This is a genomic window from Streptococcus oralis (assembly GCF_002386345.1).
Taxonomy (GTDB): domain Bacteria; phylum Bacillota; class Bacilli; order Lactobacillales; family Streptococcaceae; genus Streptococcus; species Streptococcus oralis_S.
Genome location: NZ_CP023507.1, coordinates 1,650,330 through 1,673,961, shown reverse-complemented (window position 1 = coordinate 1,673,961; position 23,632 = coordinate 1,650,330). Strand labels below are relative to the sequence as shown.

At 42.7% G+C, this 23,632-nt stretch carries 22 protein-coding genes; 19 read left to right on the top strand and 3 right to left on the bottom strand.

Features of this window, described 5'->3' with window-relative positions:
• Nucleotides 1-6 precede the first annotated feature (6 nt).
• The 5 genes from CO686_RS08150 (at nt 7) to CO686_RS08130 (ending at nt 4,145) form a co-directional block, all read left to right on the top strand.
• Nucleotides 7-942 (top strand): DNA-directed RNA polymerase subunit alpha, encoded by a 936-nt coding sequence (locus CO686_RS08150; RefSeq protein WP_000568993.1) that lies wholly within the window; start codon nt 7-9, stop codon nt 940-942.
• A gap of 11 nt (nt 943-953) precedes the next feature.
• Complete coding sequence (gene rplQ, locus CO686_RS08145) at nt 954-1,340, top strand: 50S ribosomal protein L17 (protein WP_000331493.1); 387 nt, start codon at nt 954-956, stop codon at nt 1,338-1,340.
• Nucleotides 1,341-1,603: 263 nt separating this feature from the next.
• Entirely contained in the window at nt 1,604-1,870 is a 267-nt protein-coding gene (locus tag CO686_RS08140) for an ACT domain-containing protein (RefSeq protein WP_000644107.1), read from the top strand.
• Between the two features lie 9 nt (nt 1,871-1,879).
• Nucleotides 1,880-3,217 (top strand): PFL family protein, encoded by a 1,338-nt coding sequence (locus CO686_RS08135; protein ID WP_070656867.1) that lies wholly within the window; start codon nt 1,880-1,882, stop codon nt 3,215-3,217.
• Between the two features lie 235 nt (nt 3,218-3,452).
• Nucleotides 3,453-4,145 carry a histidine phosphatase family protein gene (locus CO686_RS08130; RefSeq protein WP_000049281.1) on the top strand — a complete coding sequence of 231 codons (693 nt, stop codon included), beginning with the start codon at nt 3,453-3,455 and terminating at the stop codon, nt 4,143-4,145.
• A 291-nt stretch (nt 4,146-4,436) separates the two neighbouring features.
• Here the strand turns inward: CO686_RS08130 and CO686_RS08125 are convergent, their stop codons facing one another.
• Nucleotides 4,437-5,000: a methyltransferase family protein gene (locus CO686_RS08125; RefSeq protein WP_000365730.1), complete on the bottom strand. Its 564-nt coding sequence runs from the start codon at nt 4,998-5,000 to the stop codon at nt 4,437-4,439.
• Nucleotides 5,001-5,168: 168 nt separating this feature from the next.
• Here CO686_RS08125 and leuS point away from each other — a divergent pair, with 168 nt between their 5' ends.
• From leuS to CO686_RS08075, 10 genes are all read left to right on the top strand, one after another.
• Complete coding sequence (leuS, locus tag CO686_RS08120; protein WP_049550204.1) at nt 5,169-7,670, top strand: leucine--tRNA ligase; 2,502 nt, start codon at nt 5,169-5,171, stop codon at nt 7,668-7,670.
• Nucleotides 7,671-7,864: 194 nt separating this feature from the next.
• The gene (locus CO686_RS08115) at nt 7,865-8,560 is read left to right on the top strand and encodes a GNAT family N-acetyltransferase (protein WP_096753715.1); all 696 of its coding nucleotides are present in this window, start codon (nt 7,865-7,867) and stop codon (nt 8,558-8,560) included.
• An 11-nt stretch (nt 8,561-8,571) separates the two neighbouring features.
• Nucleotides 8,572-8,988 carry a GNAT family N-acetyltransferase gene (locus CO686_RS08110; RefSeq protein ID WP_000988297.1) on the top strand — a complete coding sequence of 139 codons (417 nt, stop codon included), beginning with the start codon at nt 8,572-8,574 and terminating at the stop codon, nt 8,986-8,988.
• Between the two features lie 369 nt (nt 8,989-9,357).
• The gene (gene ruvB, locus CO686_RS08105; RefSeq protein ID WP_096753714.1) at nt 9,358-10,356 is read left to right on the top strand and encodes a Holliday junction branch migration DNA helicase RuvB; all 999 of its coding nucleotides are present in this window, start codon (nt 9,358-9,360) and stop codon (nt 10,354-10,356) included.
• Nucleotides 10,337-10,921, top strand: a complete 585-nt coding sequence (locus CO686_RS08100; RefSeq protein ID WP_096753713.1) for a nucleotidyltransferase family protein — start codon at nt 10,337-10,339, stop codon at nt 10,919-10,921. Before ruvB ends, CO686_RS08100 begins: the two co-directional genes overlap by 20 nt.
• Nucleotides 10,922-11,127: 206 nt before the next feature.
• Nucleotides 11,128-11,886, top strand: a complete 759-nt coding sequence (uppS, locus tag CO686_RS08095; protein WP_049478860.1) for an undecaprenyl pyrophosphate synthase — start codon at nt 11,128-11,130, stop codon at nt 11,884-11,886.
• An 8-nt stretch (nt 11,887-11,894) separates the two neighbouring features.
• Nucleotides 11,895-12,698, top strand: coding sequence for a phosphatidate cytidylyltransferase (locus CO686_RS08090; protein ID WP_096753712.1), 804 nt, complete (start codon nt 11,895-11,897; stop codon nt 12,696-12,698).
• Between the two features lie 15 nt (nt 12,699-12,713).
• Nucleotides 12,714-13,970, top strand: a complete 1,257-nt coding sequence (gene rseP / locus CO686_RS08085; RefSeq protein WP_096753711.1) for an RIP metalloprotease RseP — start codon at nt 12,714-12,716, stop codon at nt 13,968-13,970.
• A gap of 16 nt (nt 13,971-13,986) precedes the next feature.
• A complete protein-coding gene (locus CO686_RS08080; protein WP_096753710.1) occupies nt 13,987-15,840 on the top strand; it encodes a proline--tRNA ligase in 1,854 nt (617 codons plus the stop codon).
• A gap of 97 nt (nt 15,841-15,937) precedes the next feature.
• Nucleotides 15,938-17,317, top strand: coding sequence for a glycoside hydrolase family 1 protein (locus CO686_RS08075; RefSeq protein ID WP_096753709.1), 1,380 nt, complete (start codon nt 15,938-15,940; stop codon nt 17,315-17,317).
• A 38-nt stretch (nt 17,318-17,355) separates the two neighbouring features.
• Here CO686_RS08075 and CO686_RS08070 read toward each other — a convergent pair whose 3' ends face one another.
• Nucleotides 17,356-17,769: an EamA family transporter gene (locus CO686_RS08070; protein WP_000264209.1), complete on the bottom strand. Its 414-nt coding sequence runs from the start codon at nt 17,767-17,769 to the stop codon at nt 17,356-17,358.
• 215 nt (nt 17,770-17,984) lie between these two features.
• Between CO686_RS08070 and glmS the strand changes: the two genes are divergently transcribed.
• Both glmS and CO686_RS08060 read left to right on the top strand, forming a co-directional pair.
• Entirely contained in the window at nt 17,985-19,793 is a 1,809-nt protein-coding gene (glmS, locus tag CO686_RS08065; protein ID WP_096753708.1) for a glutamine--fructose-6-phosphate transaminase (isomerizing), read from the top strand.
• 110 nt (nt 19,794-19,903) lie between these two features.
• On the top strand, nt 19,904-20,956 hold the full coding sequence (locus tag CO686_RS08060; protein WP_000229786.1) for an LLM class flavin-dependent oxidoreductase: 1,053 nt from the start codon (nt 19,904-19,906) through the stop codon (nt 20,954-20,956).
• 229 nt (nt 20,957-21,185) lie between these two features.
• Here CO686_RS08060 and CO686_RS08055 read toward each other — a convergent pair whose 3' ends face one another.
• Nucleotides 21,186-22,043 (bottom strand): 5'-nucleotidase, lipoprotein e(P4) family, encoded by an 858-nt coding sequence (locus CO686_RS08055; RefSeq protein ID WP_000703382.1) that lies wholly within the window; start codon nt 22,041-22,043, stop codon nt 21,186-21,188.
• 367 nt (nt 22,044-22,410) lie between these two features.
• On the opposite strand from CO686_RS08055, the gene CO686_RS08050 reads away from it, so the two are divergent.
• Nucleotides 22,411-23,415, top strand: a complete 1,005-nt coding sequence (locus tag CO686_RS08050) for a uroporphyrinogen decarboxylase family protein (protein ID WP_000157314.1) — start codon at nt 22,411-22,413, stop codon at nt 23,413-23,415.
• Between the two features lie 11 nt (nt 23,416-23,426).
• Nucleotides 23,427-23,630: a hypothetical protein gene (locus CO686_RS08045; RefSeq protein WP_000837740.1), complete on the top strand. Its 204-nt coding sequence runs from the start codon at nt 23,427-23,429 to the stop codon at nt 23,628-23,630.
• The last annotated feature ends 2 nt before the right edge of the window (nt 23,631-23,632 follow it).

Below are 23,632 nucleotides of genomic sequence, written 5' to 3'. Positions count from 1 at the left end.
AACTAAATGATTGAGTTTGAAAAACCAAATATAACAAAAATTGATGAAAATAAAGATTATGGCAAGTTTGTAATCGAACCACTTGAACGTGGCTACGGTACAACTCTTGGTAACTCTCTTCGTCGTGTACTACTAGCTTCTCTACCAGGAGCAGCAGTGACATCTATCAACATTGAAGGTGTCTTGCATGAGTTCGACACAGTTCCAGGTGTTCGTGAAGACGTGATGCAAATCATTCTGAACATTAAAGGGATTGCAGTGAAATCATACGTTGAAGACGAAAAAATCATTGAACTGGACGTTGAAGGTCCTGCTGAAATTACAGCTGGAGACATTTTGACTGACAGTGATATTGAGATTGTAAATCCAGATCATTATCTCTTTACAATCGGTGAAGGTTCTTCTCTAAAAGCGACAATGACTGTTAACAGTGGTCGTGGATATGTACCTGCTGATGAAAACAAAAAAGATAATGCACCAGTTGGAACACTTGCTGTAGATTCTATTTATACACCAGTTACAAAAGTCAACTATCAAGTAGAGCCTGCTCGTGTAGGTAGCAATGATGGATTTGACAAATTAACCCTTGAAATCTTGACTAATGGAACAATTATTCCAGAAGATGCTTTAGGGCTTTCAGCACGTATCTTGACAGAACATCTTGATTTGTTTACAAATCTTACTGAGATTGCTAAGTCAACTGAAGTGATGAAAGAAGCTGATACTGAATCTGACGATCGTATTTTGGATCGTACGATTGAGGAACTGGACTTGTCTGTGCGTTCATACAACTGTTTGAAACGTGCCGGTATCAATACTGTGCATGATTTGACAGAAAAATCTGAAGCAGAGATGATGAAAGTACGAAATCTTGGACGCAAGAGTTTGGAAGAAGTGAAACTCAAACTCATTGACTTGGGTCTTGGATTAAAAGATAAATAAAGGAGGAATACATGGCTTACCGTAAACTAGGACGCACTAGCTCACAACGTAAAGCAATGCTTCGCGATTTGACAACTGACCTTTTGATCAACGAATCAATCGTGACAACTGAAGCTCGTGCTAAAGAAATCCGTAAAACTGTTGAAAAAATGATTACTCTAGGTAAACGTGGTGATTTGCATGCACGTCGTCAAGCAGCTGCTTTCGTACGTAATGAAATCGCATCTGAAAACTATGATGAAGCAACTGATAAGTACACTTCTACTACAGCACTTCAAAAATTGTTCTCAGAAATCGCACCTCGTTATGCTGAACGTAACGGTGGATACACTCGTATCCTTAAAACTGAACCACGTCGTGGTGATGCTGCGCCAATGGCGATCATCGAATTAGTATAAAATCATCAATTTTGTTGAGTGTTATGATGATGGAGTCTTGTGCTCTTAGTCTAGCTCTGGTCTACCGCTGGGACTTCAGTCCTAGCGGGAACACTCATCATCATTTGATAGGGTAGACGCTTGTTTACGAAATTGTTTTTTTCTTAAGAACAACTTCGTAAGCAGGCGTTTTTTAGTATTTTCTATGGAAATATGCTATACTAGGGAAAAAGAAAATCAAAAACGTTCAGTTTTTCTAAAAATCGTAGAAATGGGGTATAAGGATGAAGGCTATTATTACAGTGGTTGGTAAGGATAAGGCTGGGATTGTTGCAGGCGTGTCTACTAAGATTGCAGACTTGGGTTTGAATATTGACGATATTTCTCAGACGGTGTTGGATGAATACTTTACTATGATGGCGGTCGTTTCTAGTGACGAAAAACAGGATTTCACTTATCTACGAAATGAGTTTGAAACTTTCGGTCAGGCCTTGAATGTCAAAATCAATATTCAAAGTGCGGCGATTTTTGACGCTATGTATAATATCTAGGAGGCGGCTATGGATATTAGACAAGTTACAGAAACCATTGCCATGATTGAGGAGCAGAACTTCGATATCAGAACCATCACCATGGGGATTTCCCTTTTGGACTGCATTGATCCAGATATTGAACGTGCTGCTGAAAAGATTTACCAAAAAATCACCACTAAAGCTGCAAATTTAGTGGCTGTAGGAGACGAAATTGCTGCAGAACTTGGGATTCCTATTGTTAATAAACGGGTATCGGTGACTCCGATTTCTTTAATTGGTGCTGCGACTGATACGACAGACTATCTTGTTTTGGCAAAGGCTCTTGATAGGGCGGCTAAGAAGATCGGTGTTGACTTTATCGGTGGATTCTCAGCTTTGGTACAAAAAGGCTACCAAAAAGGAGATGAAATTCTCATCAATTCTATCCCCCGCGCTCTAGCTGAGACAGACAAGGTTTGTTCGTCCGTCAATATCGGCTCGACCAAGTCAGGTATCAACATGACTGCGGTCGCTGATATGGGACGTATCATCAAGGAAACAGCTATGCTGTCAGATATGGGTGCGGCCAAGTTGGTCATATTTGCTAATGCTGTTGAGGACAATCCTTTTATGGCAGGGGCTTTCCACGGTGTTGGTGAAGCAGATGTTATCATTAATGTTGGAGTTTCGGGCCCTGGTGTGGTCAAGCGTGCCTTGGAAAAAGTTCGTGGACAGAGCTTTGATGTAGTAGCGGAAACAGTCAAGAAAACGGCCTTCAAGATTACTCGTATCGGTCAATTAGTTGGTCAGATGGCCAGCGAGAGACTGGGTGTTAACTTTGGAATTGTCGATCTAAGCTTGGCGCCAACTCCTGCAGTTGGTGATTCTGTGGCACGTGTCCTTGAGGAAATGGGCCTAGAAACAGTTGGTACGCATGGGACGACGGCTGCCCTCGCTCTTTTGAATGACCAAGTTAAGAAGGGCGGAGTGATGGCTTGTAACCAAGTCGGTGGCTTGTCAGGTGCTTTTATCCCCGTTTCTGAAGATGAGGGGATGATTGCTGCGGTGCAAGATGGCTCTCTGAATTTAGAGAAACTAGAAGCCATGACGGCTATCTGTTCAGTTGGGCTGGATATGATTGCCATTCCGGAAGATACGCCTGCTGAAACCATTGCAGCTATGATTGCGGATGAGGCGGCCATTGGTGTTATTAACATGAAAACAACGGCTGTCCGTATTATTCCAAAGGGCAAAGAAGGCGATATGATTGAGTTTGGTGGCTTGCTAGGGACAGCTCCAGTGATGAAAGTCAACGGGGCTTCGTCTGTTGATTTCATCTCTCGTGGTGGGCAAATCCCAGCTCCAATCCATAGTTTTAAAAATTGAGAAAAAGTGAGATGATTTAAGTTGTTTTTAAGGATGGATGTGTATACTATAATCATTAAATGAAGACCTCCTAACTTTGTTTAATAGAAATCCTAAACTTTTTCATAATAATCTCCTAGGGAAGCTACCATGAGGGTAGCTTTTCTTTTGGATAATTTACAAATGTTGGCTTTGCTTTTGAAAGCCGAATATTTCTTTGATCCATGATATAATAGAAGAAAATGGAGGATAGAAAATGTCTAAAGTAAGATTGTATTTGGTCCGTCATGGGAAAACGATGTTTAACACCATTGGACGTGCTCAAGGATGGAGTGATACACCTCTGACTGCAGAAGGTGAGTTGGGAATCCATGAACTGGGAATTGGCTTGAGAGAGTCTGGCTTGCAGTTTGACCGCGCTTATTCCAGTGATTCAGGTCGCACTATTCAAACCATGGGAATTATCCTAGAAGAACTTGGACTACAGGGGAAAATCCCTTACCGCATGGACAAGCGCATCAGAGAGTGGTGCTTTGGTAGTTTTGATGGGGCCTATGATGGGGACCTCTTTATGGGATTGATTCCGAGAATTTTCAATGTAGACCATGTTCATCAGTTGTCCTATGCAGAACTAGCAGAAGGTTTGGTAGAGGTTGATACTGCAGGCTGGGCTGAAGGTTGGGAAAAACTCAGTGGTCGAATCAAGGAAGGCTTTGAAGCGATTGCTAAAGAAATGGAAGAACAAGGTGGGGGTAATGCCCTCGTTGTGAGCCATGGAATGACGATTGGTACCATTGTTTATCTGATCAATGGCATGCATCCGCATGGTCTCGATAATGGTAGCGTGACGATTCTTGAATATGAGGACGGTCAGTTTAGCGTAGAAGTTGTTGGTGACCGTAGTTATCGAGAGCTCGGACGTGAGAAGATGTTAGAGACAAATAGTTAATAGAAGTTAGCTCCGATTAGGAGCTAATTTTGAGTTAAAGGATATGATTTAAATCAATAGTTCCGAAAAAGTAAAAATTTTTGGGAGATGTTATGAAAGGAAAGCTAGAATTATTTTAGAGAAATAATACCCTAAAGTCCAACATAGTGGTATCCGATATAAACAGAGTGAAATCAAACTAAAAAGATTGAATCTTGCATAACGCAAAACTCAATCCTTCATTAAAAAAATATTTATCATGTTTAGTAATCATTCAAATCTAGTTGAAAGGTATGTTATATTTGAATGAAATTACCAAATATAAGGGAAAATTCGATAGCGAACCTTTTGACAGTATGTTTCATATGCTTCTCCAAAATGATTGTATAAGGCTTTTTCTTCTACTTTTAATCGAATACTGTAACCAACTACCAATAGAATGAGACAAATAATAATTGTGAGAGGATTTAATGAAACAATTGACAAGCCAAGTATGGATACGATGCTACCAGTATAGGCAGGATTTCTTACTATAGAGTAGGGACCTGCTTCTACCAACTGCTGACTATCTGTTGTTTGAACCGCAAGTGTAAAATTCTTCCCAAGATAATTAACTGCATAGATACGTAATACAAAGCCGGCTAGAGAAAGGAGAATTCCAATATAGATCAAAAAATGTGGCAATTGAGCTATAGAAGGTAGAAGTTGTTCATTCATTAATAGAAGACAACAAACAACACTACCAATAATGATGTAACGACTTCCTTTGTCTTCAGAGTTATTTTCATTGTTTGATTTTGTTTTCCTTTTAATCCACGTTTCTGTGATGATGAAAATGAGAATGAACCCATATGCAAAAATAGTTTGTAAATCCATGATTATTTCCTCCAGTTAGCATTATACAACTTTCAATTTTAGTGGTCAATTAAAAGGAAATAGTTAGAGTATGTTTTGTAATAGGTATCAATGGAAACTTCATGATTTCATCTGTAAAAATCTCTTGAAAATGGTATAATAGTAACATCATAAAATTGGAGAGAGACCATGAGTTTTTACAATCATAAAGAAATTGAACCTAAGTGGCAGGGCTACTGGGCAGAACATCATACATTTAAGACAGGAACAGATGCATCAAAACCGAAGTTTTATGCTCTCGATATGTTCCCATATCCTTCAGGAGCTGGATTGCACGTAGGACACCCAGAAGGTTATACAGCGACTGATATCCTTAGCCGTTACAAACGTGCCCAAGGTTACAATGTCCTTCACCCAATGGGTTGGGATGCCTTTGGTTTGCCAGCTGAGCAATACGCTATGGATACGGGGAATGACCCGGCAGAATTTACAGCAGAAAACATTGCCAACTTCAAACGTCAAATCAATGCGCTTGGATTCTCTTACGACTGGGACCGTGAAGTCAACACAACAGATCCAAACTACTACAAATGGACTCAGTGGATCTTCACCAAGCTTTACGAAAAAGGCTTGGCCTATGAAGCCGAAGTACCAGTAAACTGGGTAGAAGAATTGGGAACAGCTATCGCCAACGAAGAAGTCCTGCCTGACGGAACTTCTGAACGTGGTGGCTATCCTGTTGTTCGCAAACCAATGCGCCAATGGATGCTTAAAATCACGGCCTATGCAGAGCGCTTGCTTAACGACTTGGATGAGTTGGATTGGCCAGAGTCTATCAAGGATATGCAACGCAACTGGATTGGTAAATCAACTGGTGCCAATGTAACCTTTAAAGTTAAGGGAACAGACAAGGAATTCACAGTCTTTACGACTCGTCCTGACACTCTTTTCGGTGCGACCTTCACAGTCTTGGCTCCTGAGCATGAACTAGTAGATGCCATCACAAGCTCAGAGCAAGCTGATGCAGTTGCAGACTACAAACACCAAGCTAGTCTCAAGTCTGACTTGGCTCGTACCGACCTTGCCAAAGAAAAAACTGGTGTATGGACTGGTGCTTATGCCATCAATCCTGTCAATGGCAAGGAAATCCCAATCTGGATTGCAGACTATGTTCTTGCTAGTTATGGAACAGGTGCCGTTATGGCTGTGCCAGCCCATGACCAACGTGACTGGGAATTTGCCAAACAATTTGACCTTCCAATCGTAGAAGTGCTAGAAGGTGGAAACGTTGAAGAAGCTGCCTATACTGAAGATGGTCTTCATGTCAATTCAGACTTCCTAGATGGCCTTAACAAAGAAGACGCTATTGCTAAGATTGTGGCTTGGTTGGAAGAGAAAGGTTGCGGTCAAGAGAAGGTTACCTACCGTCTCCGCGATTGGCTCTTTAGCCGTCAACGTTATTGGGGTGAACCAATCCCAATCATTCATTGGGAAGATGGGACTTCAACAGCTGTTCCTGAAAATGAATTGCCACTTGTCTTGCCAGTAACCAAGGACATCCGTCCTTCAGGTACTGGTGAAAGCCCGTTGGCTAACTTGACAGATTGGCTGGAAGTGACTCGTGAAGATGGCGTCAAAGGTCGTCGTGAAACCAACACCATGCCACAATGGGCTGGTTCAAGCTGGTACTACCTCCGCTATATTGACCCGCACAATACTGAGAAATTGGCTGATGAGGACCTCCTCAAACAATGGTTGCCAGTAGATATCTACGTGGGTGGTGCAGAGCATGCTGTACTTCACTTGCTCTATGCTCGTTTCTGGCACAAATTCCTCTATGACCTCGGTGTTGTTCCGACTAAGGAACCATTCCAAAAACTCTTTAACCAAGGGATGATTTTGGGAACAAGCTACCGTGACCACCGTGGAGCTCTTGTAGCGACTGATAAGGTTGAAAAACGTGACGGTTCTTTCTTCCATCTGGAAACAGGAGAAGAGTTGGAGCAAGCACCAGCCAAGATGTCTAAATCGCTCAAGAACGTTGTTAACCCAGACGATGTGGTGGAACAATATGGTGCCGATACCCTTCGTGTTTATGAAATGTTCATGGGGCCACTTGATGCTTCAATTGCTTGGTCAGAAGAAGGTCTGGAAGGAAGCCGTAAGTTCCTTGACCGTGTTTACCGTTTGATTACAAGTAAAGAAATTGTTGCGGAAAATAATGGTGCTCTTGACAAGGTTTACAATGAAACCGTTAAATCTGTTACTGAGCAAATCGAATCCATGAAATTCAACACAGCCATTGCCCAACTTATGGTCTTTGTCAACGCTGCTAATAAGGAAGACAAACTCTATGTGGACTACGCCAAAGGCTTTATTCAATTGATTGCCCCATTTGCACCTCATTTGGCAGAAGAACTCTGGCAAACTGTTGCTGCAACAGGTGAGTCCATCTCTTATGTAGCTTGGCCAACTTGGGACGAAAGCAAATTGGTTGAAGACGAAATCGAAATCGTCATCCAAATCAAAGGAAAAGTCCGTGCCAAACTCATGGTCGCTAAAGACCTATCACGTGAAGAATTGCAAGAAATTGCTCTAGCGGATGAAAAAGTCAAAGCAGAGATTGACGGTAAGGAAATCGTGAAAGTGATTAGTGTCCCTAATAAACTCGTTAATATCGTCGTTAAATAACGAGTTTATTAGCCCTATCTGCCACCTTCAATAGTCCACTGGACTATTGAAGCCAACCAAACTCGTTAATATCGTTGTGAAATAAGATAGGAATCCTTCAGAGTAGAATCTGGAGGATTTTTTGAATTTTTTCATGAAAGTATGATATACTATGTGCAATTATAAAGTTTGAAAAGTGAATCAAGGAGAAAACAATGCCAGTAAATGAATATGGTCAGATAATTGGTGAGTCAATGGAAGGTTATACTCCAGGAGAATTGCCTTCCATTGATTTCTTAGAAGGGTGCTACGCTCGGATAGAGGCTCTTTCGGTGGAAAAGCATGCGGAGGATTCATTAGCTGTTTATGGTCCAGATACTCCTCGGGAGATGTGGACCTACCTCTTTCAGGAACCAGTGGCAGATATGGAGGAACTGGTTACTGTCTTAAATCAGATGTTGGCTCGTAAGGACCGTTTTTACTATGCGATTATAGACAAGGCAACTGGTAAGGCTTTGGGGACTTTTTCTCTCATGCGTATTGACCAGAATAACCGAGTAATAGAAGTGGGTGCCGTCACTTTTTCTCCAGAATTAAGGGGAACACGTATAGGGACAGAGGCTCAATATCTCCTAGCTCGCTATGTTTTTGAGGAGCTTAACTATCGTCGCTATGAGTGGAAATGCGATGCTCTAAATCTGCCATCAAGACGAGCTGCGGAGCGTTTGGGCTTTGTTTATGAAGGAACCTTCCGCCAGGCAGTTGTTTATAAGGGGCGTACGAGAGATACGGATTGGTTGTCTATGATTGATAAGGACTGGCCTCAAGTCAAAGCTCGTTTAGAAACATGGTTGACTCCTGAAAATTTTGATAAAAATGGACGACAGTACAAGAGCTTGAGAGAATTCTGAGAGGTATTGAGATGATGACTATTAGAAGGCAAGAAATTGTCAAGCTAGAGGATGTTTTGCATCTCTATCAGGCAGTTGGATGGACAAATTATACACATCAACCTCAGATGTTGAAGAAAGCCTTGTCTCACTCATTAGCGATTTATATAGCACTTGATGGCGATGCCGTGGTGGGCTTGGTCCGTTTGGTTGGAGATGGTTTTTCATCGATTTTTGTCCAGGATTTGATCGTTTTGCCTAGCTATCAGCGCCAAGGGATTGGTAGCAACTTGATGAAAGAGGCTTTAGGTGATTACAAAGATGCCTATCAAGTCCAACTAGTGACAGACCAAACAGATAAAAACTTGGGATTCTACCGTTCACTGGGTTTTGAAACCTTATCTACTTATGATTGTACAGGAATGATTTGGGTGGATCGAAAAAGATAAAAAAATTATTTTTTCTTAAGTAAAGTTTAAGTCTCCTTGTGTATCATATAATCATTAAATAAAGACCTCCTAACTTTATTTAATGAAATCCCAAACTTTTCTTTTTCATCATAATCTCCTAAAAAAGCCGCCCAATCAGGTGGCTTTTTTATGGCTTGGAGAGGAAAATTTTTTTAAAAAATGATAAATCAAAGAAAAAGTTAAGTTAGCTTTAAGATTCATCTTGTATTATATAATCATTAAATAAAGACCTCCTAACTTTATTTAATGAAATCCTAAACTTTTCTTTTTCATAATAATCTCCCTAAAGAGGCCACCCAATCAGGTGGCTTTTTTGTTTGTGGCTTGGATTTTTGATATAATAGAGCCATGAGTAGAATTTTAGATAATGAAATCATGGGGGATGAGGAGTTGGTAGAACGTACCCTTCGTCCTCAGTATTTACGTGAATATATTGGGCAGGACAAGGTCAAGGATCAGCTTCAAATATTTATCGAAGCAGCGAAGATGCGGGATGAGGCGCTGGATCATGTCCTCTTATTTGGACCTCCAGGTTTGGGGAAAACAACCATGGCCTTTGTTATTGCCAATGAACTGGGAGTCAATCTCAAGCAGACTTCTGGCCCTGTCATCGAAAAAGCGGGGGATCTGGTAGCGATTTTGAATGATTTGGAACCTGGAGACGTCCTCTTTATTGACGAGATTCATCGCCTGCCCATGTCGGTGGAAGAGGTGCTTTACAGTGCCATGGAAGACTTCTACATTGACATCATGATTGGGGCTGGAGAGGGCAGTCGCAGTGTCCATTTGGACTTGCCACCATTCACCTTGATTGGGGCTACGACACGTGCGGGGATGCTCTCAAATCCTCTGCGGGCACGTTTTGGGATTACAGGTCATATGGAATACTATGCCCACGCTGACTTGACAGAGATTGTTGAGCGGACAGCAGATATTTTTGAGATGGAAATCACCCATGAGGCAGCTGCCGAGCTGGCTTTACGCAGTCGTGGAACTCCTCGTATCGCCAATCGTCTCCTCAAGCGCGTGCGCGACTTTGCCCAGATTATGGGGGATGGCTTGATTGATGATGAGATTACGGATAAGGCTTTGACCATGCTGGATGTAGACCGTGAAGGTTTGGACTATGTAGACCAAAAAATCCTTCGCACCATGATTGAGATGTACGGTGGTGGTCCTGTCGGTTTAGGAACTCTTTCTGTTAATATTGCCGAGGAGCGTGAGACAGTCGAAGATATGTACGAACCTTACCTGATTCAGAAAGGTTTCATCATGCGAACTCGTTCTGGACGGGTGGCAACTGCTAAGGCATATGAGCATTTAGGTTATGAATACAGTGAAAAATGAGCAAGAAATTCTAGATGCTTTCAGAGAAAATCCAGATATGATGACCATTCTGACCATCATCCGTGACCTTGGTCTGAAAGATTCGTGGTTGGCAGCAGGTTCTGTCAGGAATTTCATCTGGAATCTCTTGTCAGACAAATCGCCTTTTGATAGTGAGACGGATGTGGATGTGATTTTCTTTGATCCAGATGTTTCTTATGAGGAAACAGTATCCCTAGAGAAAAAGCTGAGAGAAGATTTCCCTCGATATCAGTGGGAGTTGAAAAATCAGGTCTATATGCATCTGCACAGTCCCCACACTGTGCCTTACACGAGTTCTTGTGATGCCATGAGTAAGTATCCAGAACGATGTACGGCGATAGGACTCCGCTTGCATGCCGACGCAACTTTGGAGCTCTTTGCGCCTTATGGTATAGAGGATATTTTGAACTTTCAGGTTTCCCCAACTCCTCATTTTTTAGAGAATGAGGACCGAATGAAGCACTATCAAGAACGCTTGTCCAAGAAAAATTGGCAAGAAAAATGGAAAAATCTGACTTTCTCAAAAAACTTAAGAAAAATTTAAGTTAGGGACGGTATACTAGGTTCATAAGTTAAGAGGAACTTAACTTAAACTCCTAAAACTTTTTCATAATAATCTCCCTATAAAATTAAGTCGCCCAATCAGGCGGCTTATTTTTTGTCTGTACGGAGAGCTAATAACTTACCAATAGAAGAAAATGGGGAAATATGGTATAATGAAACGATAGATTTTTGAATAGGAATAAGAACATGTTTGGATTTTTTAAGAAAGATAAAGCTGTAGAAGTCGAGGTTCCAACACAGGTTCCTGCTCATATTGGCATCATCATGGATGGGAATGGTCGTTGGGCTAAAAAACGGATGCAACCACGGGTTTTTGGTCATAAGGCGGGGATGGAAGCCCTCCAAAAGGTGACCAAGGCAGCTAACAAGATGGGAGTTAAGGTCATCACGGTTTATGCCTTTTCAACGGAAAATTGGACGCGCCCAGATCAAGAAGTCAAGTTTATCATGAACTTGCCAGTCGAGTTTTATGATAACTATGTCCCTGAATTGCACGCAAATAATGTTAAGATTCAGATGATTGGGGAGACGGACCGTTTGCCTAAGCCGACTTTTGAAGCTTTGAAAAAAGCAGAGGAGTTGACCAAGAACAATACGGGCTTGATTCTCAATTTTGCGCTTAACTATGGTGGTCGTGCTGAAATTACGCAGGCTCTTAAGGGCTTGGCTCAAGATGTTCTAGATGCTAAAATCAACCCTGGTGACATTACAGAAGATATGATTGGGGACTATCTTTTCACGCAACACCTGCCAAAGGATTTGCGGGATCCGGATTTGATTATCCGTACAAGTGGTGAGTTGCGTTTAAGTAATTTCTTGCCATGGCAAGCAGCTTATAGCGAGCTTTACTTTACGGATACCTTGTGGCCTGATTTTGATGAAGTCGCCTTGCAGGAAGCTATTGCTGCTTTTAACCATCGCAATCGCCGTTTTGGAGGAGTTTAGGAGAAGATATGACCAAGGATTTACAAAAGAGAACATTGTTTGCGGTATTGGCCCTGGCGATTTTCCTTCCAGTCTTGTTTGCGGGTGGGCTCTTGTTGCAGATAGGGATTGGCTTGTTAGCGATGCTAGGCGTCCATGAGCTCTTGCACATGAAGGGGCTAAAGACTATGACCATTGAGGGTGCTTTGACTCTTTTTGCGACCTTCGCTCTCACAGTTCCTTTAGAAAATTACCTAACATTTTTGCCTGTTGATGGGAATGTGGTTGCCTACAGTGTTTTGATTACCATAATGCTAGGGACCACCGTTTTCAGTAAAAACTATACGATTGAAGATGCCGCTTTCCCAATTGCTGTGAGCTTTTATGTTGGTTTTGGCTTCAATGCCTTACTAGATGCTCGGGTGGCAGGTTTTGATAAGGTGCTTTTGGCCCTCTTTATTGTCTGGGCGACAGATAGCGCAGCTTACCTGATAGGGATGAATTTTGGCAAGCATAAGTTGGCTCCGAGAGTTTCTCCTAATAAGAGTATTGAGGGATTTGTCGGGGGTATTCTAGGTGCGGTACTGATAACGGTAATCTTCATGCTAGTGGACAGTACAGTTGCTCTTCCTTATGGGATTTATAGAATGAGTCTCTTTGCTGCCTTCTTCAGTGTGGCAGGTCAGTTTGGTGACTTGATTGAGAGTGCCATGAAACGCCATTTCGGTGTCAAGGATTCTGGGAAATTTATCCCTGGACATGGCGGTGTGTTGGATCGCTTTGACAGCATGCTGATTGTGTTTCCAATGATGCACTTATTTGGCCTGTTTTAAAGAAAGGAATATTGAATGATTGGATTGCTAACCTTTATCCTCGTTTTTGGGATTATTGTGGTGGTGCATGAGTTTGGACATTTTTATTTTGCCAAGAAATCAGGCATTTTAGTTCGTGAATTTGCCATTGGTATGGGGCCCAAGATTTTTTCCCATATCGGTAAGGATGGCACGGCTTATACCATTCGAATCCTTCCTCTAGGAGGCTATGTTCGTATGGCAGGCTGGGGTGATGATGCGACAGAAATCAAGACAGGAACTCCAGTCAGTTTAACACTTGCTGACGATGGTAAGGTCAAACGGATCAACCTCTCAGGGAAGAAACTGGATCAAACGGCTCTTCCTATGCAGGTAACCCAGTTTGACTTTGAAGACAAGCTCTTTATTAAGGGTTTGGTCCTGGAAGAAGAAAAGACTTTTGCAGTGGATCATGATGCAACGGTTGTTGAAGAAGACGGAACCGAAGTGCGCATTGCCCCTCTGGATGTGCAGTACCAAAATGCTTCTATCTGGGGCAAGCTCATCACCAACTTTGCAGGTCCCATGAATAACTTTATCTTAGGTGTTGTTGTTTTTTGGATCTTGATCTTTTTACAAGGCGGTGTTAGAGACACTCAGACCAATCTCTTTCATGTCATGCCAGAGGGAGCTTTGGCTAAGGTGGGCGTAGCTGAGACCGCTCAAATTACCAAGGTCGGCTCGCATGAGGTTAAGAATTGGCAAGACTTGACCCAGGCTGTGGAAGCAGATACCAAGGACAAGACCGCTCCGACCTTGGATGTGACCATTTCCGAAAATGGTAGTGAAAAACAAGTCACGGTGACTCCAGAAGAGAATCAAGGACGTTATATTCTTGGGGTTCAACCGGGAGTCAAGTCAGACTTTCTATCCATGTTTGTTGGTGGATTTACAACCGCTGCTGACTCAGGGCTTCGTATCCTTTCGGCTCTGAAAAACTTGATTTTCCATCCAGATTTGAACAAACTCGGCGGTCCCGTTGCCATTTTTAAGGCAAGTAGCGATGCTGCTAAAAATGGAATTGAGAATGTCCTCTATTTCCTAGCCATGATTTCCATCAATATCGGGATTTTTAACTTGATTCCGATTCCGGCTTTGGATGGTGGAAAGATTGTGCTCAATATCCTAGAGGCTATCCGCCGGAAACCCCTTAAACAAGAAATTGAAACCTATGTCACCATGGCTGGTGTAGTTATGATGGTTGTCTTGATGCTAGCTGTGACCTGGAATGACATTATGCGACTCTTCTTTTAGATAATCGAGGAATATTATGAAACAAAGTAAAATGCTAATCCCAACGCTTCGCGAAATGCCAAGCGATGCTCAAGTTATCAGCCACGCACTTATGTTGCGTGCTGGTTATGTTCGTCAAGTTTCTGCTGGTGTTTATTCTTACCTACCACTCGCTAACCGTGTGATTGAAAAGGCTAAGAATATCATGCGCCAAGAGTTTGATAAGATTGGTGCGGTGGAAATGCTAGCGCCTGCCCTTCTCAGTGCCGATCTTTGGCGTGAATCAGGTCGTTATGAAACCTATGGTGAAGACCTTTATAAACTGAAAAATCGTGAAAAGTCAGACTTTATCCTAGGTCCGACACACGAAGAAACTTTTACAGCTATTGTTCGTGACTCTGTCAAGTCTTACAAGCAGTTGCCACTCAACCTTTACCAAATTCAGCCTAAGTACCGTGATGAAAAACGTCCACGTAACGGACTTCTCCGTACGCGTGAATTTATCATGAAAGACGGTTATAGTTTCCATGCTAATTACGATAGTTTGGATGTGACTTATGACGAGTACAAGGCGGCCTACGAACGTATTTTCACTCGTAGTGGCTTGGACTTCAAGGCCATCATCGGTGACGGTGGAGCCATGGGTGGTAAGGATAGCCAAGAATTTATGGCCATCACACCAGCCCGTACAGACCTCGACCGCTGGGTTGTCTTAGACAAGTCAGTTTCCTCATTTGATGAAATTCCTGCAGAAGTGCAAGAAGAAATCAAGGCAGAATTGCTCAAATGGATGGTTTCTGGTGAAGACACTATTGCCTACTCAAGTGAGTCTAGCTATGCGGCTAACTTAGAAATGGCAACAAACGAGTACAAGCCAAGCAACCGTGTTGTTGCGGAAGAAGAAGTAACTCGCGTGGAAACACCAGGTGTTAAATCTATTGACGAAGTCGCAGCCTTCCTAAATGTCCCAGAAGAACAAACGATTAAAACTCTCTTCTACATGGCAGATGGTGAGCTTGTTGCAGCCCTTCTAGTTGGAAATGACCAACTCAATGAAGTCAAGTTGAAGAACCACTTGGGAGCAGATTTCTTTGATGTTGCGAGCGAGGAAGAAGTAGCAAATGTTATCTCAGCTGGCTTTGGTTCGCTTGGACCAGTTGGTTTGCCAGAAAATGTGAAAATCATTGCAGACCGTAAGGTGCAAGATGTTCGTAATGCTGTTGTGGGGGCTAACGAAGATGGCTACCACTTGACGGGTGTGAACCCAGGTCGTGACTTTACTGCAGAATATGTGGATATCCGTGAAGTTCGTGAGGGTGAAATTTCACCAGACGGACAAGGTGTCCTAAACTTCGCCCGTGGTATCGAGATCGGTCATATTTTCAAACTCGGAACTCGCTACTCAGCAAGCATGGGTGCAGATGTTTTGGACGAAAATGGCCGTGCTGTGCCAATCATCATGGGTTGTTACGGTATCGGTGTTAGCCGTCTTCTCTCAGCAGTTATGGAGCAACACGCTCGCCTCTTTGTCAACAAAACGCCTAAAGGTGAATACCGTTACACTTGGGGAGTTAACTTCCCTAAAGAATTGGCACCATTTGATGTGCACCTGATCACTGTCAATGTCAAAGATGAAGAAGCGCAAGCCTTAACAGAAAAACTTGAAGCAAGCTTGATGGGAGCTGGTTACGAAGTCTTGACAGACGACCGTAACGAACGTGTCGGAGTGAAGTTTAGCGATAGCGACTTGATTGGGTTGCCAATCCGTATTACTGTTGGGAAGAAAGCAGCCGATGGCATCGTAGAAGTTAAGATCAAGGCGACTGGTGACACCATCGAAGTTCATGCAGACAACTTGCTCGAAACCCTTGAAATCCTAAGCAAGAAATAAAACTATAATCAGAAGAAAAACAAGGCAAAAATGTAACTAGTTTTTACCTTGTTTTTTCTGTATAATGGGGAAAATGAGTAAATGAAGAGGTAAAGGTATGCTAAAATTTCCAAAGGATTTTGTTTGGGGTTCCTCCACTTCTGGACCACAGACAGAAGGTCGTGTACCTGGTGACGGAAAGGGAGACAATCTCTGGGATTATTGGTATCAGGTGGAACCCAATCGCTACTACAATGGGATTGGACCTGACAAAACATCGACTTTCTATGAAAACTGGAAAAAGGATATTGAGCTTTTGGTAGAGACTGGGCATACAGCCTTCCGAACTTCTATTCAGTGGTCTCGTATTTTCCCACAGGGCCGTGGAGAAGTCAATCCGCAAGGGGTGACTTTCTACCGTCAGGTTTTTGAAGCTATTAAGGCCAAAGGGATTCGTCTCTTAGTCAATCTCTATCACTTCGACCTGCCTTTTGCCCTCCAAGAAGACGGCGACGGTTGGGAAAATAAGGCAACTGTCAAGGCTTATGAAGACTATGCTCGTTTTTGTTTTGAGACATACGGTGACTTGGTGGACCAATGGATTACCTTTAATGAGCCCATCGTTCCCGTAGAGTTTGGCTATTTTTACGATGCCCACTATCCTCATAAGGTAGATGCCAAAGCGGCGGTTAAGGTTGCCTATCACACACAACTGGCTAGTAGTCTTGCGGTTAAGGCCTGTCATGAAGTTTTGCCTGATTCCAAGATTGGGATTGTCCTCAACTTGACACCAGCCTATCCACGTAGCCAGCATCCCGCAGATGTCAAGGCTGCTCGCATTGCGGATCTCTTCCAAGCCCAATCTTTCTTAGACCCGTCTGTACTGGGAGCTTATCCAAAGGAATTGGTGGAAATTTTAGCTGAGTATGATTTGTTACCGAATTCTACAGCTGAGGAGTTGGACCTTATTCGGGAGAATACAGTTGATTTCCTTGGAGTCAATTACTACCAACCTTTGCGCGTTATGGCGCCACGTTTTGCTAAACATCCTGATAGCCCGCTTTTGCCAGAGCATTTCTACGAACCTTACGTCATGCCGGGCCGTAAGATCAATCCTCACCGCGGTTGGGAAATCTATGAGCAGGGGATTTATGATATTGCCCAAAATATCAAGGAAAATTATGGTAATATTGAGTGGATGCTGACAGAGAATGGCATGGGTGTTGAAGGTGAGGATAAATTCCGTGTGAATGGCATGATTCAGGACGACTATCGTATCGACTTTGTCAAAGGACATCTGCGTGAACTTCACCGTGCCATAGAAGACGGAGCCAATTGTAAGGGTTACTTAATCTGGACCTTTATCGACTGCTGGTCATGGCTCAACAGCTATAAAAATCGCTATGGTCTGGTTGAGCTTGACTTGGAAACACAGGAACGTCGCCTGAAGAAATCAGGCCACTGGTTCAAAGAACTCAGCGACCATAATGGATTTTAAGAATAAAAAGAGTGAGATGGCGTTCATCTCACTTTTTATTACAATATCATCACCAAGGTCCCGATCGTAATCAGGATACAGCCAATAATTGTTTTAAACGTCAGGATATCTTGTAGGAAGAAAAAGGCTAGAACGAGGGTAAGGACGAGACTGAATTTATCGACAGCAGATACCTCAGTTGCACTGCCCATCTGCAAGGCCTTGTAGTAGCAGAGCCAAGAGGCGCCAGTGGCCAAACCAGATAAGATGAGAAAGAGCCAACTTTTTCTACTGATATTGACAATTTCGGTCTGACTATTGGTCAAGAAAACCATGGCCCAGGCCATAAGAATGACGACGACCGTACGAATAGCGGTTGCTAGATTGGATGGAACTCCCTCAATTCCAATCTTAGCTAAAATTGACGTTAAGGCTGCAAAGATAGCTGATAAAAGTGCGAAGAAAAACCACATGGCAAATACCTCCTCTTTTTATTATAAGTAATTGATGCTGACTTGTCAGGTATCAAGTGAAATCTTGATAAAACACCAGATAGAAAAACTATACCAATTTTTATCCTTGACAAGTGAGAAAAACAAGTATATACTGTTTTTGCTGATTCCGTAAAGTGAGAATTAGACTATACCAATTTAAGGAGAAAGCACAGCTGGTCTGTGTCGTATATACTATGTGTGGAATTGTTGGTGTTGTTGGAAACACAAATGCAACTGATATTTTGATTCAAGGGCTTGAAAAGCTCGAATACCGTGGCTATGATTCTGCGGGGATTTTTGTCCTAGGTGGTGCTGAAAATCACCTGGTTAAGGCTGTCGGTCGTATCGCAGAATTGTCTGCCAAGACAGCAGGTGTTGAGGGGACAACTGGTATCGGACATACTCGTTGGGCAACTCACGGGAAACCAACGGAAGACAATGCTCACCCACACCGCTCTGAGACAGAACGTTTTGTCTTGGTCCACAATGGGGTCATTGAAAACTACCTTGAAATCAAGGAAGAATACCTTGCAGGTCACCACTTCAAGGGACAAACAGATACAGAAATCGCTGTTCACTTGATTGGGAAATTTGTTGAAGAAGATGGCTTGTCAGTTCTTGAAGCCTTCAAAAAAGCCCTTCACATCATCCGTGGTTCTTATGCCTTTGCCTTGGTTGACTCTGAAAATCCAGATGTCATCTATGTCGCTAAGAACAAATCGCCACTTTTGATTGGTCTTGGAGAAGGCTATAACATGGTCTGCTCAGATGCTATGGCCATGATTCGTGAGACCAACCAATACATGGAAATCCATGACCAAGAGTTGGTAATCGTCAAGGCTGATAGCGTCGAAGTTCAAGACTATGATGGTAACAGTCGTGAGCGTGCTAGCTATACTGCTGAGCTCGACTTGTCAGATATCGGTAAAGGAACTTACCCTTACTACATGCTCAAGGAAATTGATGAGCAACCAACGGTTATGCGTAAACTTATCCAAGCCTACACAGATGAGGCAGGTCAAGTAGTGGTTGACCCTGCTATCATCAAGGCTGTTCAAGATGCAGACCGCATTTACATCCTTGCAGCTGGAACATCGTACCACGCAGGATTTGCTTCTAAGAAGATGTTGGAAGAACTGACAGATACACCAGTTGAACTTGGAATTTCATCTGAGTGGGGCTATGGTATGCCACTTCTCAGCAAAAAACCACTCTTCATCTTTATCAGCCAGTCTGGTGAAACAGCGGATAGCCGTCAGGTTTTGGTCAAGGCTAATGAAATGGGAATCCCGAGCTTGACAGTGACCAACGTGCCAGGTTCAACCCTTTCACGTGAAGCCAACCATACTATGTTGCTTCACGCGGGTCCTGAAATTGCTGTGGCTTCAACCAAGGCCTACACAGCACAAATCGCAGCACTTGCCTTCCTTGCAAAAGCAGTCGGAGAAGCAAACGGCAATGCTAAAGCGCAAGCCTTTGACCTGGTTCATGAGTTGTCAATCGTAGCTCAGTCTATCGAATCAACTCTTTCTGAAAAAGAAACCATTGATGCTAAAGTTCATGAGCTTCTTGAAACAACACGCAACGCCTTTTACATTGGACGTGGTCAAGATTACTGCGTAGCCATGGAAGCCAGTCTTAAGCTAAAAGAGATTTCTTACATCCAGTGTGAAGGCTTTGCGGCAGGAGAACTCAAGCACGGGACCATTGCCTTGATTGAAGAAGGAACGCCTGTCTTGGCCCTCTTGTCAGATCCAGTCCTTGCTAACCATACTCGTGGAAATATCCAAGAGGTCGCAGCCCGTGGTGCCAAGGTTCTCACTATTGCAGAAGAGAATGTTGCTAAAGAGACAGACGATATCGTCCTTACGACCGTCCACCCTTACCTCTCACCAATCTCAATGGTCGTACCAACGCAATTGGTCGCTTACTTTGCAACACTCCACCGTGGCCTTGATGTGGACAAACCACGTAACCTTGCTAAGTCAGTAACAGTAGAATAAGCTAAGAAAGTCTAGTTCATCTAGACTTTTTCTAATGAGCAAATGTATTGAAAATAAAACTAATTAGTGATAAAATACCCTAAAACTAAAAGAGATAGCGAGGAAACGGGATGGTAGAATTAGGAATTTCAACATTTGGTGAAACAACAGCTCTGGAAGCGACTGGGCAACTTTACAGTCATGATGAACGCATTCGTCAGCTGGTGGCAGAGATAGAGCTGGCTGATAAGGTTGGTTTGGATGTGTACGGGATTGGGGAGCATCATCGGGAGGACTTTGCGGTATCGGCGCCAGAGATTGTTCTTGCAGCTGGTGCAGTCAATACCAAGAAAATTCGTTTGACGAGTGCAGTCAGCATACTCTCGAGTATGGATCCGATTCGCTTGTTCCAACAATATGCTACTATCGATGCTTTGTCAAATGGACGTGCGGAGATTATGGCTGGGCGTGGTTCATTTACCGAGTCTTTCCCACTGTTTGGCTATGACTTGAAAGACTATGAAGCTCTCTTTGATGAGAAATTAGACATGCTCCAGTTAGTCAATGAAAAGACCAAGATAGACTGGCAGGGGCAATTGACCCAAAGCATTGCTGGAAAAGAAGTTTATCCTCGTCCAGTTCAGGACAAATTGCCATTGTGGGTGGCGACAGGTGGTCATGTAGAGTCAACAGTGAAGATTGCTCAGGCGGGGTTGCCAATTGTCTATGCTATTATTGGTGGCAATCCGCGTTATTTTAAAAAGCTGATTCAAGCTTATCGTGAGATTGGTAGGGAAGCCGGTCATGCGGATAAAGACCTGAAAGTGGGCGCTCATTCTTGGGGCTGGATTGCTGAAGATGGCGAGCAGGCGATAAAAGATTATTTCCATCCGACCAAGCAAGTAGTGGATGCGATTTCCAAGGACCGTCCACACTGGCAGGAGTTGACCTATGAGCAATATTTGGAGCAAGTTGGGCCAAATGGTGCCATGTTTGTGGGAAATCCAGATCAGGTAGCAGAAAAATTGATTCGCATGATTGAGGATTTAGACTTGGACCGTTTCATGCTCCATCTACCGCTTGGTTCTATGCCTCATGGTCAAGTTCTGAGAGCTATTGAACTCTTCGGCACACAAGTGGCGCCCAAAATACGTGCTTACTTTGCTATGAAAGAGGAGTTATAAAAAAATTCAATCAGTTGAGTCGATTGGTGAGGAACACCCATGGATTCAGCAATAGGTGGAAGTGGTACAAGAGATAGAGCATACTATCTAGTGGAATATATACTAGTTTATACCAAGTACAAGATAAAATAGTAAAAAAGACGATTTCCGCTTGGAAGTCGTCTTTTTTGATATTCTCGCAAATACGATATCTTGTGGTTGGTGTAAACTGGTAGATAGCTCCCTTATTTTATTTATCAAAACCTTGTAAGTTTTTTTGGCGCTCTTCAGTTTGACCCTTGGCATCCAATTTATTACCATTGTAAACAGTGCTTTCCCATGATCCGTACATTGGGTTAGGGAAAATGATGAATTTCTCACCAAACTCTTTTTGTAATTCCTCTAATTTTTGGTCGCGCTCAGTTTCAGAGGTCTTTGAAAACTCTGCAAAGTCCACAAGATTGTCTCCTAGTAGCATGACTAAGTTGGTTTTTTCTTGGACTGCTTGTCTACGACCTTCTTTAGATTTGACGCCTTTTTCTAAGAACATGAGATGATCGCGGCTTTGTACAGGAATTCCTTCATTTTCTAGGTTTTTGATCGTATCATCTACCTGATCTATCGTGCGGTCAGATACATAGTAAATTTGGACACCGTTTTTGTCTGCAAATTGGAGGAAGTCTTTAGCACCTGGTACAGCCTTGGCTGCGGCTTTTTTTACCCAGACATCCCAGTTTTCTGGGGTAAATGCTGTTCCGTCTTTGACATTTTGAGCTTGATAAGGACTGTTGTCTAATACGGTTTCGTCTAAGTCCAAAACGATAGAGTAGGGTTTATCTGTCTGTGTTTTTAGTAGTTCTTTTAAACGATCAGTAGCGACATTGTAACCTTGTAGATAGAGTGCCTTGGTCTCAGCTGCTTTTTGATACCAAAGAGTTGACATAGTGTTCTCTCTTGAACGCAACTGATCATAGGTCATTGTAACCTGATTATCAGATGTACTACTTTGTGTTGTCTGTGAATTTGCCGAATTTGTGCCACAGCCAGTCAGTAAAATGACGGAAGCAAGTGTAGAAGCAATTGTAATGGTAACTTTGGATATTTTCATAATCCCATCCTCCTAATAATAGTCTACTAATATTGTAGCGTTTTCACGGGATTTGTGCAAGGGAATATCGGGAGAAAATAAATTTTTCAGTAGTAATTTGGTATTAGGATAAAATTATGTACTTAATTTGGGAATGAAGATGGATATAAAAAAATCCAATCGACTTGATAGAAAATCTATATCAGCTCCTTTTTGAAAAATAGATGAAAATAAAGTGAATCTTTGAAAGGCTAGTAACATCAAGCTTTTCAGGGATTTTTTTCTTTATAGATATAAAAATTTCCAATCGAGTTGATAGTCAATATATATTGGGAAAAGGGGAAAAGGAGTGGTAAGATGGTTTCAATCCAAATGGAAGGAGAAAGGTATGGCAAGCAAAAGAGATTTAGTCTTTAGAGCGATTCGAGGCGATGAAGTGGAAAGAGTTCCTGTCGGATTTTGGTTTCATTTTGTAACACTCGAAGAAAAGGGGCAGGGATTAAATAATCCACGTATCTTTCAAAAAAGTGTTGATGGGCATCGCAGCTATGTGGAAAGGATTCGCCCTGATTTTGTCAAAATTATGAGCGATGGTTTTTTCCTTTATCCAAGTAATGTCTATAATCCTAAGATTGCAAGCATTCGGGAGCTGACTTCTATTGAGTCGATTGGTGAGGAACACCCATGGATTCAGCAACAGGTGGAAGTGGTACAAGCGATTCGAGAGACCTTTACCGAAGAGATTGCTTCTTTCTACAATATCTTTTCACCAATCTCCTACCTCAAGCGCTGGTTCCGCACAGAAACTTCTCGAGGAGATAGGGAAGTGGCTGATCTATTGCTTGAAAATCCTGAGCAATTTAGAGCTATTCTAGACGTGATTGCAGGAGATATTGCTATCCTAACTCAGAAAATCATCCAGCAAGGCGGTGTTGACGGGATTTACCTCAGTACCCAGGAAATTCAAGATGAGCGCATCACACCAGCACTCTACCAAACCTATATCGAACCGAGCAATATAGCGATTTTGGAGGCAGCTAATCAGGTGGGTGGGACCAATATCCTCCATATCTGTGGTTTTGAAGGTGCGAGCAATGATGTGACGATTTTTAAGGACTATCCAGCTCAAGTGGTCAACTGGGCGACCCACCATGAGGATGTTAGTTTGACACAGGGGCAGGAGTTGTTTCCAGGCAAGGCCGTTTTAGGTGGATTTGAAAACGGCAAGAAAAGCTTGCTTTATCAAGGTTCCAAGGCGGAATTGCAAGATGAAACAAGACGGTTGCTGGCTGAAGCTGGTAGTAAAGGCGTTCTTCTGGGAGCTGACTGTACTGTTCCAGATGACTTTGACTTAGAGAGGTTGGACTGGATTCGGCAGGCAGCTGTTCTCTAAAAGGAGGAGCTATGAAAAGTAAAAGATGGGGCATCTTCATTGCAGTTGTCGGTTTGCTGGCCTTGGTTGCCATAAGCGTCGTAAAAAATCAGCACTGCAAAAATGGAGAGAGATGTCATGGAGTTCAGGATTTTTCCAAGTCCAGTCTCCCCTTTCTACGCTCGAATGATATCGCAAGCAGTTTATTAGTTGAAAAAGTAAGAAATGGAGAATAAGA